Below are 15404 nucleotides of genomic sequence, written 5' to 3'. Positions count from 1 at the left end.
GGATTCGCCATTTTCGCTTCCCACGCACCCCAAAGGATGGTACTAATAAAATCGATCATTCATTCAAAATAATTCCTTACTTGTTTGTATCGGAGGCGCGCAATTGCACGAGCCCGAAACTAGCACTGAGCCGATAGAGGTCCGTATCGCGAGGCTTGAAGAGAAGTGGCGTGCTGACGAAGAGTCTCTAGTAAAGAAGTACGGCGCTTGGGGTGGGGTTATCGCGTTAACCCTGACCATTCTCTTGGGCTTTTTTAGCATTTCAGACAGAGTCGACCTTTTCCTTTCAAGAGATGAAGTTCGGGCAGCAGAATTCAAGAAGATTGCCGCGGATGCAAGAACGTTGATGCTGCGAGCAGCTGAAATTTCAGCTCAGTCCGGACCCAATGCAGCCGCCGAGTACTTGTCTCTAGCCCGGGTTGAAATACATGACAGGCTCAGTCAATTAAACAGCTTTTCCGACAGCGCGGAAAAGTATGCTTCGTTCAGTGACGCCTTGTCGCTTTCAGAGTTTCATGCTTCATTTTCGATGTTCGAGCAAGCAAAGAAATTCGCAACGATTGCGGAAACCTTGGCGTCCAACAACATCGAAGAAATATATGTACTGAACCTATGGCTGCGAATGTTCTACATGATGGCGACTACGGAAAGCATTGAAAAGGCTAGGGCTTTGCTGCCGGTAGGGGTCAAACTTTCGTCCTCTTTATCAGCATCGCAGCATGACGGTGCGATATTTCAGATTTATACGTCTGCGATATCTGCCGAGACTTTCCTAAATAGCTGCGAAAGGGCGCGGCAGTACCTTTCGGAGCTGCGTGACAACCTATTAAATCCAGTTGAGAAATTCATAGACCGGATGGCGGCGCAGGCAGAAGAAAACTCCAACTGCCAAATCAGGATCTTGCAGGAGGCGAAATGACAAGAGCAATCATCTTCTCCATACTCGTTAATCACGTCGCACCAATGGCTTCCGCACAAATCACGCAACCATTACCGTGTTCAGATTACTATGGTCGCCAGGTGCTCTATGTACCCAACCCCAGCCTTCCTGACATTGGTCAAGCTACCGTATGGAACGGCCAACCTACGATCTTCATTAACCCAAATATTCTTATTCAGTTCAGCCCTATCGTACAACAGTGGTGGTATGCACATGAATGCCAGCATCACGCATTGGGTCTCGGGAGTCACACAGAAGCTCAAGCAGATTGCTTTGCCGGAAGAGCTCTGGCTCAATTGGGCATCCTCTCTTCTCTTGCCGACACTGCGCAACTAAAATTTGAGCTGAGCAATTTGCCTGGCAATCAACTGTCTGGGCACTTACCAGGTACTGTTCGTGGAGCGATTGTCGAACAGTGTGCGCGCGAACAGGGCAACTTCTAGCCCCCTAAACCACAACCTCCATCCGCTCTTGCTCCCCAACCCCGAACACCCGCTTGTAGCGGGCGACTTCCCCCTCCGGCCCCATCGCCTTCTCCGGGTTGTCCGACAGCTTCACCGTCGGCTTGCCGTCCGCCGCGATGGCCTTGCAGACCAGCGAGAACGGCGCCAGCGCATCGCCCGGGACCAGCCCGCGGAAATCGTTGGTCAGCAGCGTCCCCCAGCCGAAGCTGACCCGCACGCGGCCCGAGAACTGGCGGTGCAGCTCCTCGATCTTGGCCACGTCGAGGCCGTCGGAGAAGATCACCAGCTTCTCCCTCGGGTCCTCGCCACGGGAAATCCACCAGTCGATGGCGGTCTCGGCCCCGGTGGCGGGGTCGCCAGAGTCGATGCGGATGCCGGTCCAGCCGGCTAGCCAGTCGGGGGCGCGGTCGAGGAAGCCCCTGGTGCCGTAGGTGTCGGGCAGGATGATGCGCAGGTTGCCGGAATGCTCCTCGTGCCAGTCGGCGAGGACGTCGTAGGGGGCGCGGGCCAGGGCGGCGTCATCCTCGGCCAGCGCGGAATAGACCATCGGCAGCTCGTGCGCGTTGGTGCCGACCGCCTCGAGGTCCTGGCGCATGGCGATCAGGCAGTTGGAGGTGCCGGTGAAGCGGCTGCCCAGCCCCTCGGTCATCGCCTGCACGCACCAGTCCTGCCAGAGGAAGCTGTGGCGGCGGCGGGTGCCGAAATCGGCGATGCGCAGGTTGTCGAGGTCGCGCAGGCGCTCGATCTTCTCCCAGAGCTTGGTCATGGCGCGGGCGTAGAGGACCTGAAGCTCGAACCGGCCCATGGTGTCGAGGATGGCGCGGCCGCGCAGCTCCATCAGGATGGCGAGGGCGGGGATTTCCCAGAGCATGACCTCGGGCCAGCTGCCTTCGAAGGTCAGCTCGTACTGGTCGCCCTTGCGTTCGAGGTGGTAGGGCGGCAGGCGCAGGTTTTCGAACCACTCCATGAAGTCGGGGCGGAACATCTGGCGCTTGCCGTAGAAGGTGTTGCCGCGCAGCCAGGTGGATTCCCCGCGGGTGAGCGAGAGGGAGCGGACATGGTCGAGCTGTTCGCGCAGCTCGCCCTCGTCGATCAGCCTGGCGAGCGGCACGGATTTCGTTCGGTTGATCAGCGAGAAGGTGACATTGGTGTCGCGCTTGTTGCGGAACACCGACTGGCACATCAGGAGCTTGTAGAAATCCGTGTCGATCAGGGAGCGGACGATCGGGTCGATCTTCCAGCGGTGGTTCCAGACACGGGTGGCGATATCGGCCATGGGGCGCACTCTCCTCTGTCGCGCGGTACGTTAAAGCAGGCGCATCGTGGTCTTGGCAAGGCAGGCATGTATCCGCCCAGGCGGCAAGGATCCGCCGTTGTTTCCGGCGGTTGCGGGGCGATGCCATTTCACGGCCCCCTGATTGCCGCTATTCGGCCTTCTTTCTTGCCTAGCGCTGACCGGCATATCCGACAGTTTCTGGAGACTTTGGTGATCAGAACGATCCGCTACGATTTCGACATGGTGCCCGTGGTCTCGGGCCCAAAGCGCGCGGAACTGGAGACACGGGGGATCCGGGACGCGCGGCTTGGCGAGAAGGTCGCGCTGTTCCGCGACCGGCGGGCGGTGCTGGCGCTGAAGTCGGCGGATGCCACGGTGCGGGAGCTGTTCCGCGGCGCGGGCTTCAGCCTGGCGGTGAGCGAACGGGACCTCGAGGTCGGGCGCTACTGCGAGGAGGACCTGGAATCGCGGCTGGCGGTGCTGGGCGCGCTGCACCGGGCGCTGCGGACCGACGACGCCGCGATCCGCGAGGCCGACTGGAACGGCTTCTCGCTCGACGATTTCCTGAACCAGACCGAGGCGGCGCGGCCGATCTCGTCCGCGGACCGCTGCAACGTCCTGACCTGGCCGGGCACCCGGCGCACCGCGCGCGGCTGCCGGGCGGGCGAGGGCAACTAGGCCACGCGGACCCCGGCGGCGGCCATCCCCTCCATCGCGGCGCCAAGCGATCCCTCCATGTCGATGGCACGGCAGAGGTCGCGGCGGACGGTTACGGCAAAGCCCAGGCGCGCGGCGTCGGTGGCCGAGAAATTCACGCAGAAATCGGTGGCGAGGCCGACCATGGTGAGGTCGGTGATGCCGCGGCTGCGCAGGTAGCCCTCGAGCCCCGTGGGGGTGGCCTGGTCGTTCTCGAAGAAGGCGGAGTAGCTGTCGATCGCGGGGTTGTATCCCTTGCGGATGACGAGGTCGGCCCGGTCGGTGTCGAGCGCGGGGTGGAAGGCGGCGCCGTCGCTGCCCTGCACGCAGTGATCGGGCCAGAGGACCTGCGGGCCATAGGGCATGTCGGTCATCGAGAAGGGCGCGGCGCCGTCGTGCGAGCTGGCAAAGGAGGAATGGCCAGCCGGGTGCCAGTCCTGCGTCAGGATCACGGCGGGAAACTCGGCCATCAGGGCGTTGACGCCCGGCACGATCTCATCCCCGCCGGCGACGGCAAGCGCGCCGCCCGGGCAGAAATCATTCTGGATGTCGATGACGATCAGGGCCTTGGTCATGTTGCGCCTCCGTTGCGGTCTGCCGCACCGTAGCAAGGCGGGCGGCAATTTCAACGGATCGGGCCCGGTGCAGGTGGCGGGGTGGAGCCAAGGCCCCACCCCGCCGGTCTTGCATCACTTCGGCGCGCCGGGCGCGTCGGGCCAGGCGGACGGGTCGGTGTCGAGGTCGGGGAACTTGGCCGGGTCGAAGACCGGACGCTTGACCCCGGCCTTCAGCTGCTGGCCGAAGTCGTCGATCAGGCGCACGGCGATCGGGAACATCATGGTGATCGCCAGGAGGTTCACGATGGCGAGGATCCCCATCAGCGGGTCCGAGAAGTTGAACACCGCCGTGGCCCCCGGGGCCGTCGCGCCGAGGAAGACGATGGCCATCACCACGACGCGCAGGATCTGCACCGCCATGGTCCCGTCGGTCAGGAAGGTCAGAGCGTTTTCCCCCAGGAAGTAATTGTACATGATCGACGAGAAGGCGAAGAGGAAGATCGCCGCGGTCATGAAGTACTGCGCCCAGGAGCCGACGTGGCTGACCATGCTCTGCTGGGTCAGGGCGACGCCGTCGATGTTCTCGGCCCCCGGCACGTAGACGTCACCCAGCAGGATGACGAAGGCGGTGCAGGAACAGATCACGATGGTGTCGATGAAGACCGAGAAGCTCTGCGTGATCCCCTGGCTGACCGGGTGGCGGACATAGGCCGTGGCCGCGACGTTCGGGGCGGAGCCCAGCCCCGCCTCGTTCGAGAAGAGCCCGCGGCGCAGGCCGTTGGCGATGGCCGCGCCCATGCCGCCTGCCACCGCCTCGCGGAAGCCGAAGGCGTTGGCGAAGATGTCGACCAGGACGGCCGGAAGCTCGGTGATGTTCATCACGATGACGATCGCCGCCATGCCGAGGTAGCCAAGCGCCATGATCGGGATGATCACGTCAGCCGCCTTGGCGATCCGGTGGATGCCGCCGTAGACGATGAAACCGGCCGCGACGACCAGGAAGGCGCCGGTGATGTAGCGCGAGATGCCGAGGCTGTCCTCGACCGCGCCGGCGACGGTGTTGCCCTGGAAGGCGTTGAAGCCGATCGAGAAGGACATGATCAGGCAGATCGAATAGACCACCGCCAGCCAGCGGTAGTTTTCGCCCAGGCCGTGCATGATCGCCCGCGCCGGGCCGCCGCGGTAATCGCCTTCGGGCGTCGTGCGCTTGTAGACCTGCGCGAGGCTCGATTCGACCAGCGCCGAACACATGCCGACCAGCGCGATGGCCCACATCCAGAACACGGCCCCCGGACCGCCCGCGGTGATCGCGACCGCGACACCGGCGATGTTGCCGCCGCCGACGCGCCCGCCGACAGACACCAGCAGCGCCTCGCGGGCCGAGATCTGGTTGGGATCGGCATCGGGATCGTTCCCCAGCACCCGGAACATCCGCTTGAAGTAGCGGAACTGCACGAAGCGCGAGGTGATGGTGAAGAACACGCCCAGCACGACGAGGAAGGGCACCAGGGCAAAGCCCCAGGTCAGATCGTTGATCAGGTCAAAGATGGAGTTGAGGAAATCCATGGCGTTGCCTCTTATTGGTTTCACGGCAAATCACGTTTCCGAGGCTAGTTGACGTAGCGGCCGGCCGTAACCCGAATCCCGCAGACCGGCGGAAATGCGACGGCCTTGTGACATTCATGCCTTTCAGGGGGCATCCGGGCGCGGCGGACGGCGGGCGCGCGCCGGGGCCGTTGCAGCGCCCTGCCCCGCGGCTAAGCTGAGCCGGCACCAGACAGGAGACAGGCATGAAGATCGTGGGATTCGTCGGTTCGTTGCGCCGCGCGTCGTTTTCTGGCGCCGTGATGGACACGCTGATCGAACTCGCCCCCGATGGGATGGAGATCGAGCGGCTGAGCATCGGGGACCTGCCGCTCTACAACGCCGACCTGAAGGAGGACGGATCGCCCCGCGTGGTGATCGACCTGGCCGAGAAGGTGCGCGGCGCCGATGGCGTGCTGATCGTCACGCCGGAGTACAACCGGTCGTTCTCGGGCGTGCTGAAGAACGCGCTCGACTGGATCTCGACCGAGCCGGGGATGCCGTTTTCCGGCAAGCCGACCGTGGTGGTGTCGCAGTCGATCGGGCTGCGTGGCGGGGCGCTGGCGAATTATCACCTGCGGCAGGTGCTGTCGGTGATCGGCGCGGCGATCCTGACCGGGCCCGAGGCGGCGGTGGCGTCGTCGTCCGACCTGGTGACGGACGGCCGGATCGAGGACGAGCGCACCCGCAAGCGGTTGGCGAAAGAGCTTGAGATGCTGGCCGAGGCGGTGCGCCGCGCCGCCTGACCTGCGACGCCCGGGCCGCTTGCGCCGGGGGCGCGGCGGCCTTATCTGGCGCGCATGTTCACCGTTGCCGCCCTGTATCACTTCACCCGGTTCGATGACCCGGATGGCCTGCGCGCCCCGCTGCGCGCGCTCTGCGACGCCGAGGGCGTGCGCGGGTCGCTCCTGATCGCGGGCGAGGGGATCAATGGCACCATCGCCGGGCCGCGCCAGGGCATCGACCGGGTGCTGGCGCATATCCGCGCCCTGCCCGGCTGCGCCGACCTCGAATGGAAGGAAAGCACCTCGAGCGCGATGCCGTTCGGCCGGATGAAGGTCCGGCTGAAGAAGGAGATCGTGACGATGGGCCAGCCCGACGTCGATCCCCGCGCCAAGGTCGGGCATTACGTCGAGCCCGCCGACTGGAACGCCCTGATCTCGGCCCCGGACGTGGCGGTGATCGACACGCGGAACGATTACGAAGTGGCCATCGGCACCTTCGAGGGCGCGGTCGACCCGGAAACCGAGAGCTTCCGCGATTTCCCCGCCTGGTGGGAGGCGAACAAGGCGCGGTTCCACAACAAGCGGATCGCGATGTTCTGCACCGGCGGCATCCGCTGCGAGAAATCCACCAACTGGCTGATGAGCCAGGGGGTCGAGGAGGTCTATCACCTTAAGGGCGGGATCCTGAAATACCTCGAGGAGGTGCCCGAGGCGGACAGCCTCTGGCACGGCGAATGTTTCGTCTTCGACGGGCGGGTCAGCGTCGGGCACGGGCTGGCCGAGGGGCCGCACGAACTCTGCCATGCCTGCCGCCGGCCAATCCTGCCCGAGGACCGCGACCGGTCGGAGTACGAGCACGGCGTGTCCTGCCACCAGTGCATCGGCGAGACCTCGGACGCGGACAAGGCCCGGTTCCGCGAACGCCAGCGCCAGATCGCCCTGGCCGCGGCACGGGGCGAGGTGCACCTGGGGCGCTGAGCCCTGGTGCAAGATGCCGGTTTGCAAAGGCGGGTGCGGCCGGTAGAGAGGCCGTCATCCCGCCGTCAACCTGGTGATCCCGCCGTGACCCCTGCCCTTCGCCTGCAAGCTGCCCTGGACCTGATCGGAGAGGTCGACCGCGTCGCGCGGCCGGCGGATGCGGTCGTGTCGGCCTGGCTGCGAGGACGGCGCAAGATGGAGGATGCCGACCGGGGTTTCGTGCTCGCCCTGCTCGACGCGCTGCTGCGGCACCGGGCGCGGATCGGCTGGTGGCTGGAAAGCCAGGGCCGCGACGAGACGCCCCGCAACCGGGTGCTGGCCTGGCTGGTGATGGGCGAGGGGCGAACGACCGAGCAGGTGAAGCGGATGTTCACCGGGGCGAAATTCGCGCCTGCCCCGCTGTCAGGGGACGAGGCTGCGCTGGTGGCAAAGCTGCAGGGGCGCACCATGGTGCATCCAGCCATGCCGGACGAGGTGCGGCTGGAGTGCCCGGACTGGGCGGCCGGGGCGCTGCGCGACCGGTTCGGCGCGGCATTCGAGGCCGAGATGGCGGCGCTGCTGACGCCGCCGACGCTGGACCTGCGGGTCAATACGCTCAAGGCTACGCGCGAGGAGATGCTGCGGGAATTGACGGCCCTTGGCCTGCCGGCGGAGCCCGCGCGGATGGCACCGCAGGGAATCCGGATCGGTGAACGGGTGTCGCTGGCCCGGGTGGCCCCGCTGAAGAGCGGCGCGGTCGAGATCCAGGACGAGGGATCGCAGCTGGTCGCGCTTTTGGTCGGTGCCGGGCCGGGCGACCGGGTGGTGGATTTCTGCGCCGGGGCCGGGGGCAAGACGCTGGCGATCGCGGCGCAGATGGCAAACAAGGGCCGGATCGTCGCCTGCGACGTGAACGAGGGGCGGCTGAAGCGGTCCACGGAGCGGTTCCGCAAGGCGGGCGTGCACAACGCGGAGACCCGGCTGTTGGCCAGCGAGACGGATCGCTGGGTGAAACGTCACAAGGGCGGGTTCGACCGCGTGCTGGTGGATGCGCCCTGCAGCGGGACGGGCACCTGGCGGCGCAATCCCGACGCCCGCTGGCGGCCGGAGGAGGAGGCGGGACTGGACAGCCTCATCGCCCTGCAGGGCCGGATCCTCGCCAGCGCGGCGCGGCTGGTGAAACCGGGCGGGCGGCTGGTCTATGCCACCTGTTCGCTGCTGACCGCGGAGAACGAGGCGCAGGTGGCGGCCTTCCTGGACACGCATCCGGAGTTCGCCGTCGTGCCGCTGGCTGAGGTGGCGCCCGGCCTGCCCTCGGCCCATCCCGACTTCCTGTCACTGACGCCTGCGCGGCATGACACCGACGGGTTCTTTGCGGCGGTGCTGCAGCGCGCGACCCCGGCAGGGGCCTAGCGCCGCCCTTCCCTGAGCCAGGCGCCGATGATCAGTCCCGAGGCCAGCAGCAGCACCAGCCACGGCGGCAGCAGGGTTGTCAGCGTCACGTCCTGCGTCACGTAGGCCTCGCGCGGGGTCAGGCCGATCCAGCCGCGCCCGGCGGCGGGCCGGCCCGCGCGCACGTCGCGGATCGAGGGCATGCCATCGGAAAGTGTCATCACCCCGCCGCGCAGTTCTTCGATCACCGGTTGCAGGGTTTCGCCGCTGGCAATCGTCGCCTCGAATTCGCGGGGCGCGGCGGGGCCGAGGCCGATCACCGCCTCCTGGTCGCCGTTCTGCAGGCGGTAGAGACCGATCTCGGGCCCCCGCCAGAGGGTCTCGAAGCGGCCGGGGCTGACCTCTTGCAGGTCAAGTTCGACGGTCTCGCCCGAGGGGGTGGTGACGGTGACGGGCGGCACCGAATCCTCGAGCGTACGGCGGATGATGCGCATGGTCTGGCCGGTGGGATCGGCCCAGAGCGCCTCTTCCTCCAGCTCCGGCTCCTTCATCATCCAGTGCGCGAGGCGGCGGAGGAGTTCGAGCTGCGGGCCGCCGCCCTCGTAGCCGCGGCTCCAGAGCCAGGCGTGGTCAGAGGCGAGCAGCGCGACGCGCCCCTCGCCCACGCGGTCCAGCACCAGGAGCGGCCGATCCTCGACCCCGGACATGACGACCTGGCCGCGGCCCTCGACCGGGGCGACGTCGATCTGGCGCAGCCAGCGGCCCCAGTCGCCGTCCCATTCGTTGATCAGCCCGGCGGTCACCGGGTGGCGGCTGCCCATCTCGGTCACGGCGGGCCGGTAGGGCCGCTCGATCACCCGGGCGCTTGGCCGGGCGGGCAGGATCTCGGCCAATGGCGAGCGGTAGATGGAATCGGCCGAGGCGAAATCGGGACCGGCGGCGACCAGCACCGCACCACCGTTCTCGACATACTGGCGGACGTTGTCGAGGTAGAGCGAGGGCAGGATCCCACGGCGCTTGTAGCGGTCAAAGATGATGAGGTCGAAATCGTCGATCTTTTCCAGGAACAGTTCGCGCGTGGGGAAGGCGATCAGCGACAGCTCGGACACCGGGACGCCGTCCTGCTTTGACGGCGGGCGCAGGATGGTGAAGTGGACGAGATCGACGGAACTGTCGGATTTCAGCAGGTTGCGCCAGGTGCGCCCGCCCGCGTGCGGTTCGCCCGACACCAGCAGCACGCGCAGCCGGTCGCGAACGCCGTTCATCTGGACAAGGGCCGAGTTGTTGCGGTCGGTCAGCTCACCCTCGGCCTCGGGGACCGAGAACTGGATCACGTTGCGGCCGCCGTGCGGCAGGGTGATCGGCAGGTCGATGTCCTGGCCCACGGGCACGGTGAACCGCTCGGGCTCGCCGCCGTCGATCGAGATGTCGAGCGGGGCCTGCGCGTTTGCCTCGGGTGCGGCGCCCATGTCCTCGACCCGGACGGTCAGGGTGACGGGTTCGTCGAGGATGGCGAAGGCGGGCGCGTTGCGGATCACCAGCCGGCGGTCCCAATCCTCGGGTTCGCCCGTCAGCATGAGGTGCATGGGGGCGGAGAGGTCGGGCGCGCGTTCGACATCGTGCAGGCGGCCGTCCGAGACGATGATGGTGCCCGCGACCCGCGCGCTCGGCTCTTCCGCCAGGGCCTCGGACACGGCGGTCATCAGTTCGGTCCCGGCGTTGTCGGCGCCGTCCGGCACGGTGACGCGCCGCACCTCGGTGTTGGGGCGGGCGGCAAGGCGGCCCTCGAGCGCCGCAATGGCGGCGTCGGTCTGGCCCGGGCGGCCGGCCAGCGCCTGGGAGGCCGAGCGGTCGTCGACCAGCAGCACGATGTCCGACAGCGGGGCGCGGTCCTCTTGCCGGAAGACCGGACCGGCGAGCGCGCCGAGCACGACGAGCGCCGCGAGGCCGCGCAGCGCCCAGCCCGAGAGGCCGCGCCAGAGCGCCAGGATGATGCCCAGCACGGCGAGCGCGGCCAGCGCGATCAGCAACGGCAGCGGCAGCAACGGGTCGAAGATGATCGTGCCGGTCATTGGCCCAGCCTGTCGAGAAGCGCAGGCACGTGGACCTGGTCGGATTTGTAGTTGCCGGTGAGCACGTGCATCACGAGGTTCACGCCGAAGCGATACGCGATCTCGCGCTGGCGTTCGCCGGAAAAGCCGCGACCGACCTGCACCATCGGGGTGCCGCGGTCATCGACCGCCCAGGCCGAGGCCCAGTCGCCGCCGCCGATCACCACCGGGGTGACGTTGTCGTTGAGGTTGCGGAACGGCATCCCCTCGATCAGCTCGGCATCGGGCGGCGCGGCCTCGACCCAGAGCTCACCGCCGGTGTGGCGGCCGGGGAAGTCCTGCAACAGGTAGAAGGTCCGCGTCAGCACGTGGTCGGTCGGCACCGGCTCGAGCGGGGGAATGTCGAGGGGGCGGCCAGCTGCTGCAGCTTGCGCCCGTTGGGCGAGGCGGCGCCGTAGCGGGCGATATCCGCGTCGCGCGTGTCAAAGAGGATCATGCCGCCGGTGCGCAGGTAGTCGTTCAGCTTGGCATAGGCCGCGTCCGAGGGCGTCGGCTGGTCGGGGGTGACCGGCCAGTAGAGGAAGGGGTAGAACGACAGCTCGTCGGTTTCGAGGTTCACGCCCATCGGTTCTGCCGGTTCGACCGAGGTGCGGAAATAAAGCGTTTCCGACAGCCCGCGCAGCCCGGCCTGGGCCAGGTCGTCGACCTGGCGGTTGCCGGTCATCACGTGGGCCAGCACGACCTCGGCGGTGGCGGCGATGGCGCGGGCGATCTCTTCGCTGCTTTCGGCCGGCGCCTCTTCGGCGGGGGCGGCGGTATCCTGCGCGCGGGCACCGGGGGCGGGCACGGCCAGCAGCGCCGCGGCCAGCAGCGCGCTGGCGGCGGTGACGCCGCGCGGGCCCGACAGGCGGCCCGAAAGCGCGAGCGAGGCGAGGATGTCGGCCATCATCAGCACGAGCGCCGCGCCGAGGAGCCAGCCGCCGAGCGGCAGTTCCTCTTCCCGCGCGAGCCCCTCGACCGGGACGGAGGCGGGCCAGCTGGTCGGGGTGAGCACGGTGTCGGCGGACAGCACGTTGCGGGCGATGCGGCGATCCTCGCCCTCGTAGAGACCGGGCTGCAGGTCACGGCCAAGCGGCGCGGTCATCAGCGTCTGGCCATCGACGCCCGGCAAGGTGCCCGCCGGTTCCAGCGTGCCTGTGGCCGAGAGGATGCGGACCGGACGCCAGGTGGTGCCCTTGAGGTCGGCCGGCTCCGGCAGCGTGGTGGCGGAGGACACGGCGAGGCGTTCCAGCATCTGCACGAAGAGCCCCGAGAGCGGCAGGGTCGACCATTCGGCATTGGCCGAGACGTGGAATAGGACGACCTGCCCCTCGCCGATCCGCTTGCGGGTGACGAGCGGGGTGCCGTCCGAGAGCCGGGCGATCACGCGGTCGGCCAGGGTCGGGTCGGGCTGGGCCATGACCTGCGAGGAAACGGTGACGTCGGACGGCACGGGCAGGCCCGCGAAGGGCGTGTCCTGATCGAAGGCGGCGAGCGTCTTGGGTTCCCCCCAGCTCATCGCGCCGCCGACGTTGCGGCCGCCCGCGCGCAAGCGGACCGGCATCAGCGGATCCTCCTCGGCGCGGGAGACATCGCTGGCCGCCAGCCGCGGCCCGGCAAAGCGCAGCAGCATGCCGCCGTTCTCGATCCAGGCCAGCAGGCCGTCGACCTCGCCGGGGGAAAGGGTGGCGACGTCGGCCAGCACGATCACGTCCGGGTTGGCGGGAAGGATGGTTTCGAGCCCGCCGTGCAGCAGGTCGGCATTGGGAGCCAGCGCGCGCTGCAGGTAGTGCAACGGCGACAGCAGTTCGAGGCCCTCGCGATCCTCGCGGCCCGCGATCAGCGCGATCTCGCGCCGGCGCAGGCTGTCGTCGGTGAGCGCCACGGCGCCCGCGGTGCGGGTGCCGCCGATGTCGAAATGGGTGACGCGGGCGCGCAGTTCGGCGGGCAGGTTCATCTGGCCCGACACCTCGGTCGCGCCCGCCTCGAACGACAGGGGGACGGAGTCGAGCAACCGCATGGCGCCCGCCGGGTCGAGCCCATGGGCGTTGATCCGCACCTCGCGTTCGGCACCGCCGAGGGCGCGCAGGGCGGTGACCGTCACGGCGCCATCCTCGAACGTCACGGGTTTCAGGCCCATCACCGGGGCGCCGCCCTCGAACACGCGGACCGGGCCGTGATCCTGCAGGGCGGCCAGCAGGCCCGCGCGGCTGTCGCGGTCGAGCCCGTCGGAGAACCAGGTGGTTTCGAAATCCTCGTCCGGCAGGCCGTCGATGAAGGCGCGCACCTCGTCGGGGTTCGGCGCCCAGGCCAGAGGGGCCAGCCCCGGCAGGCGGGTGCGCCAGGCGTCGGGCGACTGGAAGATCGGCTGTTCCGGCGCGGTCAGGCGGACGACGGCGGCGGTGCGGCCCTGGCGCGCGGCTTCGGCCAGCAGGCTGTCGATGCTGTCCTGCTGGTCGGACCAGTCCTGCGCCGAGGCCCAGCTGCCGTCAGTCACGACCAGCAGCGGCCCGCGCCCGGCGCCGGCGGCCTCGTCCTCGGGGTTCAGGACCGGGCCGGCGAGGCCGATGATCAGGCAGGCGACGGCCACCATGCGCAGCAGCAGCAGCCACCAGGGCGTGCGGTCGGTCACGGTTTCGTCGTCGGTCAGGCCCAGCAGCAGCGCCACGCCGGGAAAGCGGCGGCGGATCGGTGCGGGCGGCACGGCACGCAGGATGATCCAGAGGATCGGCAGCGCGATCAGGCCGAGCAGCAGCCAGGGGGCGGTGAAGCCGATGGGCCCGAGGATCATCAGCCCGTCCCCCGGTCGAGCGCCCGGTAGATCCAGAGCAGCGCCGACTGCGCCGAGGCGTCGGTGTGGTGGGTCTGGAACTGCCAGCCGCTGCGCAGGCAGAGCTGCGACAGCTCTTCCTTCCGTTCGGCCAGCCGGGCGCGGTAACGGTCGCGCAGGTCACCGGCCTTGAGCGTTTCGTGCCGCAGGCCGCCGCCCATGCTTTCGAATATGGTGCGGCCCTGGAAGGGAAACGCCTCTTCGCTGGGATCGAGGACCTGGAAGAGGACACCGCGCACGCCGCGGTCGGCGGCCTTGGTCAGCGCCAGCTTGAGCTGGTCCACGTTGCCGAGGAAATCCGACACGAAGAGCGCGCGGGCGTTCGGGATCATCGCCCGGTGTTCCGGCACGCCGTAGTCCTCGCCGCTGTCGCGGGTGAAGAATTCGGCCAGCCGCAGGACCTGGTTGTTGCCCCGGCGCGGCGGCAGCAGGGTGCCGGTCAGCCCGACCCTCTCGCCCCCGCGGACCAGCAGGATGGCGGTGGCCAGCGCGATCAGCCGGGCGCGTTCGCCCTTGTCCGGCAGGCCCTTGTCCGAGGTGAAGCGCATCGAGGCCGACTGGTCGACCCAGAGCATGACGCTCTGCGCGATCTGCCATTCGCGCTGGCGGACGAAGCGGTCGTCGCCGCGCGCCGAGCGGCGCCAGTCGATGCTGCGCAGGGGATCGCCCGGCTGCACCGGGCGGTATTGCCAGAAATCGTCGCCCAGCCCGGCCCGGCGGCGGCCGTGATCGCCCAGCAGGACCGTGCCTGCCAGGTGCTCGGCCCGCGCCAGCAGGGGCGGAAGCCGGGCGGCCTCCGCCTCGGCCCGGCCACGAAGGGCGACGGGCTCTTTCACGCGGCGGCCTCGCTCCGGGTGATGGCGGCGGCGGTTCGGTCGATCAGGTCGGGCAGGCTGTCGCCGCGCGCGCGGGCGGCGAAGTTGAGGCCCATCCGGTGCTGCAGCACCGGGCGCGCCATGGCGATGACATCCTCGGTCGAGGGGGCAAGGCGGCCCTGCAGCATGGCGCGGGCGCGCACGGTCATCATCAGCGCCTGCGCGGCGCGGGGGCCGGGGCCCCAGTTCACCGTGTCGCGCACGACCTGGGACGCGGAGGGGTCGTCCGGGCGGCAGGCGCGGACGAGGTCGAGGATCTGCTCGACCACGGTTTCGCCCACGGGCATCCGGCGCAGCAGCTTCTGCGCATGGATCAGTTCGGCCGCAGAGAAGACCTCGTGCGCCTCTTCCTCCTCGATGCCGGTGGTGGCGGTGAGGATGGCGCGTTCGGTGTCGCGGTCGGGATAGATGACGTCAATCTGGACGAGGAAGCGGTCAAGCTGTGCCTCGGGCAGGGGATAGGTGCCCTCCTGCTCGATCGGGTTCTGGGTGGCCAGCACGTGGAACGGCGCGCCGAGGCTGCGATCCTCGCCCGCGACGGTCACCTGGCGCTCCTGCATCGCCTGCAGCAGCGCCGACTGGGTCCGTGGCGAGGCGCGGTTGATCTCGTCCGCCATGAGCAGTTGGCAGAAGATCGGCCCCTCGAGGAACCGGAAGGACCGGCTGCCGTCCGCGGCGGTTTCCAGCACCTCGGACCCGAGGATGTCGGCCGGCATCAGGTCGGGCGTGAACTGCACCCGGTTGCCCGTCAGCCCCATCACCGTCGAGAGCGTTTCGACCAGCCGCGTCTTGCCGAGGCCGGGCAGGCCGATCAGCAGCCCGTGCCCGCCGCAGAGCAGCGCCGACAGCGTCAGGTCCACCACCTGTTCCTGGCCGATGAAGCGTTTCGTGATCGATGTCTTCGCCTCGGCCAGCTTGGCCTCGACCTTCTCGATCTCGACGACGAGGTCTTCCTCGCTCAGGGATTCGGGGGATTCGCTCATGGGAATGTTCCTGCACGGGACTATTTGATATCGAG

At 68.1% G+C, this 15404-nt stretch carries 12 protein-coding genes and 1 pseudogene; 6 read left to right on the top strand and 7 right to left on the bottom strand.

Annotated elements, in window-relative coordinates; all coding sequences use genetic code 11:
* Positions 1–103: 103 nt before the first annotated feature.
* A complete protein-coding gene (locus ACE2AC_RS15515; RefSeq protein ID WP_375688338.1) occupies positions 104–919 on the top strand; it encodes a hypothetical protein in 816 nt (271 codons plus the stop codon).
* Positions 916–1383 carry a hypothetical protein gene (locus tag ACE2AC_RS15510; protein WP_375688337.1) on the top strand — a complete coding sequence of 156 codons (468 nt, stop codon included), beginning with the start codon at positions 916–918 and terminating at the stop codon, positions 1381–1383. The genes ACE2AC_RS15515 and ACE2AC_RS15510 overlap by 4 nt, the downstream gene beginning before the upstream one ends.
* Before the next feature lie 4 nt (positions 1384–1387).
* On the opposite strand, the gene pncB is transcribed toward ACE2AC_RS15510, so the two are convergent.
* The gene (gene pncB, locus ACE2AC_RS15505; protein WP_375688336.1) at positions 1388–2680 is read right to left on the bottom strand and encodes a nicotinate phosphoribosyltransferase; all 1293 of its coding nucleotides are present in this window, start codon (positions 2678–2680) and stop codon (positions 1388–1390) included.
* Between the two features lie 210 nt (positions 2681–2890).
* Here pncB and ACE2AC_RS15500 point away from each other — a divergent pair, with 210 nt between their 5' ends.
* Positions 2891–3358, top strand: coding sequence for a hypothetical protein (locus ACE2AC_RS15500; protein ID WP_375688335.1), 468 nt, complete (start codon positions 2891–2893; stop codon positions 3356–3358).
* Here ACE2AC_RS15500 and pncA read toward each other — a convergent pair.
* Both pncA and ACE2AC_RS15490 read right to left on the bottom strand, forming a co-directional pair.
* Positions 3355–3951, bottom strand: a complete 597-nt coding sequence (gene pncA, locus ACE2AC_RS15495; protein ID WP_375688334.1) for a bifunctional nicotinamidase/pyrazinamidase — start codon at positions 3949–3951, stop codon at positions 3355–3357. The two genes, ACE2AC_RS15500 and pncA, sit on opposite strands and share 4 nt — an antisense overlap.
* A gap of 114 nt (positions 3952–4065) precedes the next feature.
* Positions 4066–5499 (bottom strand): alanine/glycine:cation symporter family protein, encoded by a 1434-nt coding sequence (locus ACE2AC_RS15490; RefSeq protein ID WP_375688333.1) that lies wholly within the window; start codon positions 5497–5499, stop codon positions 4066–4068.
* A 224-nt stretch (positions 5500–5723) separates the two neighbouring features.
* Between ACE2AC_RS15490 and ACE2AC_RS15485 the strand changes: the two genes are divergently transcribed.
* The 3 genes from ACE2AC_RS15485 to ACE2AC_RS15475 all read left to right on the top strand — a co-directional run bounded on the left by ACE2AC_RS15485 (position 5724) and on the right by ACE2AC_RS15475 (position 8612).
* Positions 5724–6263 (top strand): NADPH-dependent FMN reductase, encoded by a 540-nt coding sequence (locus tag ACE2AC_RS15485; protein ID WP_375688332.1) that lies wholly within the window; start codon positions 5724–5726, stop codon positions 6261–6263.
* A gap of 54 nt (positions 6264–6317) precedes the next feature.
* Positions 6318–7220, top strand: coding sequence for a rhodanese-related sulfurtransferase (locus ACE2AC_RS15480; protein WP_375688331.1), 903 nt, complete (start codon positions 6318–6320; stop codon positions 7218–7220).
* Positions 7221–7304: 84 nt separating this feature from the next.
* Positions 7305–8612, top strand: coding sequence for an RsmB/NOP family class I SAM-dependent RNA methyltransferase (locus tag ACE2AC_RS15475; protein WP_375688330.1), 1308 nt, complete (start codon positions 7305–7307; stop codon positions 8610–8612).
* Here ACE2AC_RS15475 and ACE2AC_RS15470 read toward each other — a convergent pair.
* From ACE2AC_RS15470 to ACE2AC_RS15455, 4 genes and pseudogenes are all read right to left on the bottom strand, one after another.
* Positions 8609–10663: a hypothetical protein gene (locus ACE2AC_RS15470; protein WP_375688329.1), complete on the bottom strand. Its 2055-nt coding sequence runs from the start codon at positions 10661–10663 to the stop codon at positions 8609–8611. The two genes, ACE2AC_RS15475 and ACE2AC_RS15470, sit on opposite strands and share 4 nt — an antisense overlap.
* Positions 10660–13475, bottom strand: a pseudogene (locus ACE2AC_RS15465) (DUF4159 domain-containing protein). The gene ACE2AC_RS15470 and the pseudogene ACE2AC_RS15465 overlap by 4 nt, the downstream one beginning before the upstream one ends.
* Positions 13472–14347 (bottom strand): DUF58 domain-containing protein, encoded by an 876-nt coding sequence (locus ACE2AC_RS15460; protein WP_375688328.1) that lies wholly within the window; start codon positions 14345–14347, stop codon positions 13472–13474. The pseudogene ACE2AC_RS15465 and the gene ACE2AC_RS15460 overlap by 4 nt, the downstream one beginning before the upstream one ends.
* Positions 14344–15369 carry an AAA family ATPase gene (locus ACE2AC_RS15455; protein WP_375688327.1) on the bottom strand — a complete coding sequence of 342 codons (1026 nt, stop codon included), beginning with the start codon at positions 15367–15369 and terminating at the stop codon, positions 14344–14346. Before ACE2AC_RS15455 ends, ACE2AC_RS15460 begins: the two co-directional genes overlap by 4 nt.
* Between the last annotated feature and the right edge of the window lie 35 nt (positions 15370–15404).

Origin of the sequence: Pseudooceanicola sp. LIPI14-2-Ac024 (genome assembly GCF_042188925.1) — a bacterium.
Lineage (GTDB): Bacteria > Pseudomonadota > Alphaproteobacteria > Rhodobacterales > Rhodobacteraceae > Pseudooceanicola.
Note: the sequence above shows the minus strand (reverse complement) of the source record. Positions and strands in the feature narration are given on the sequence as shown.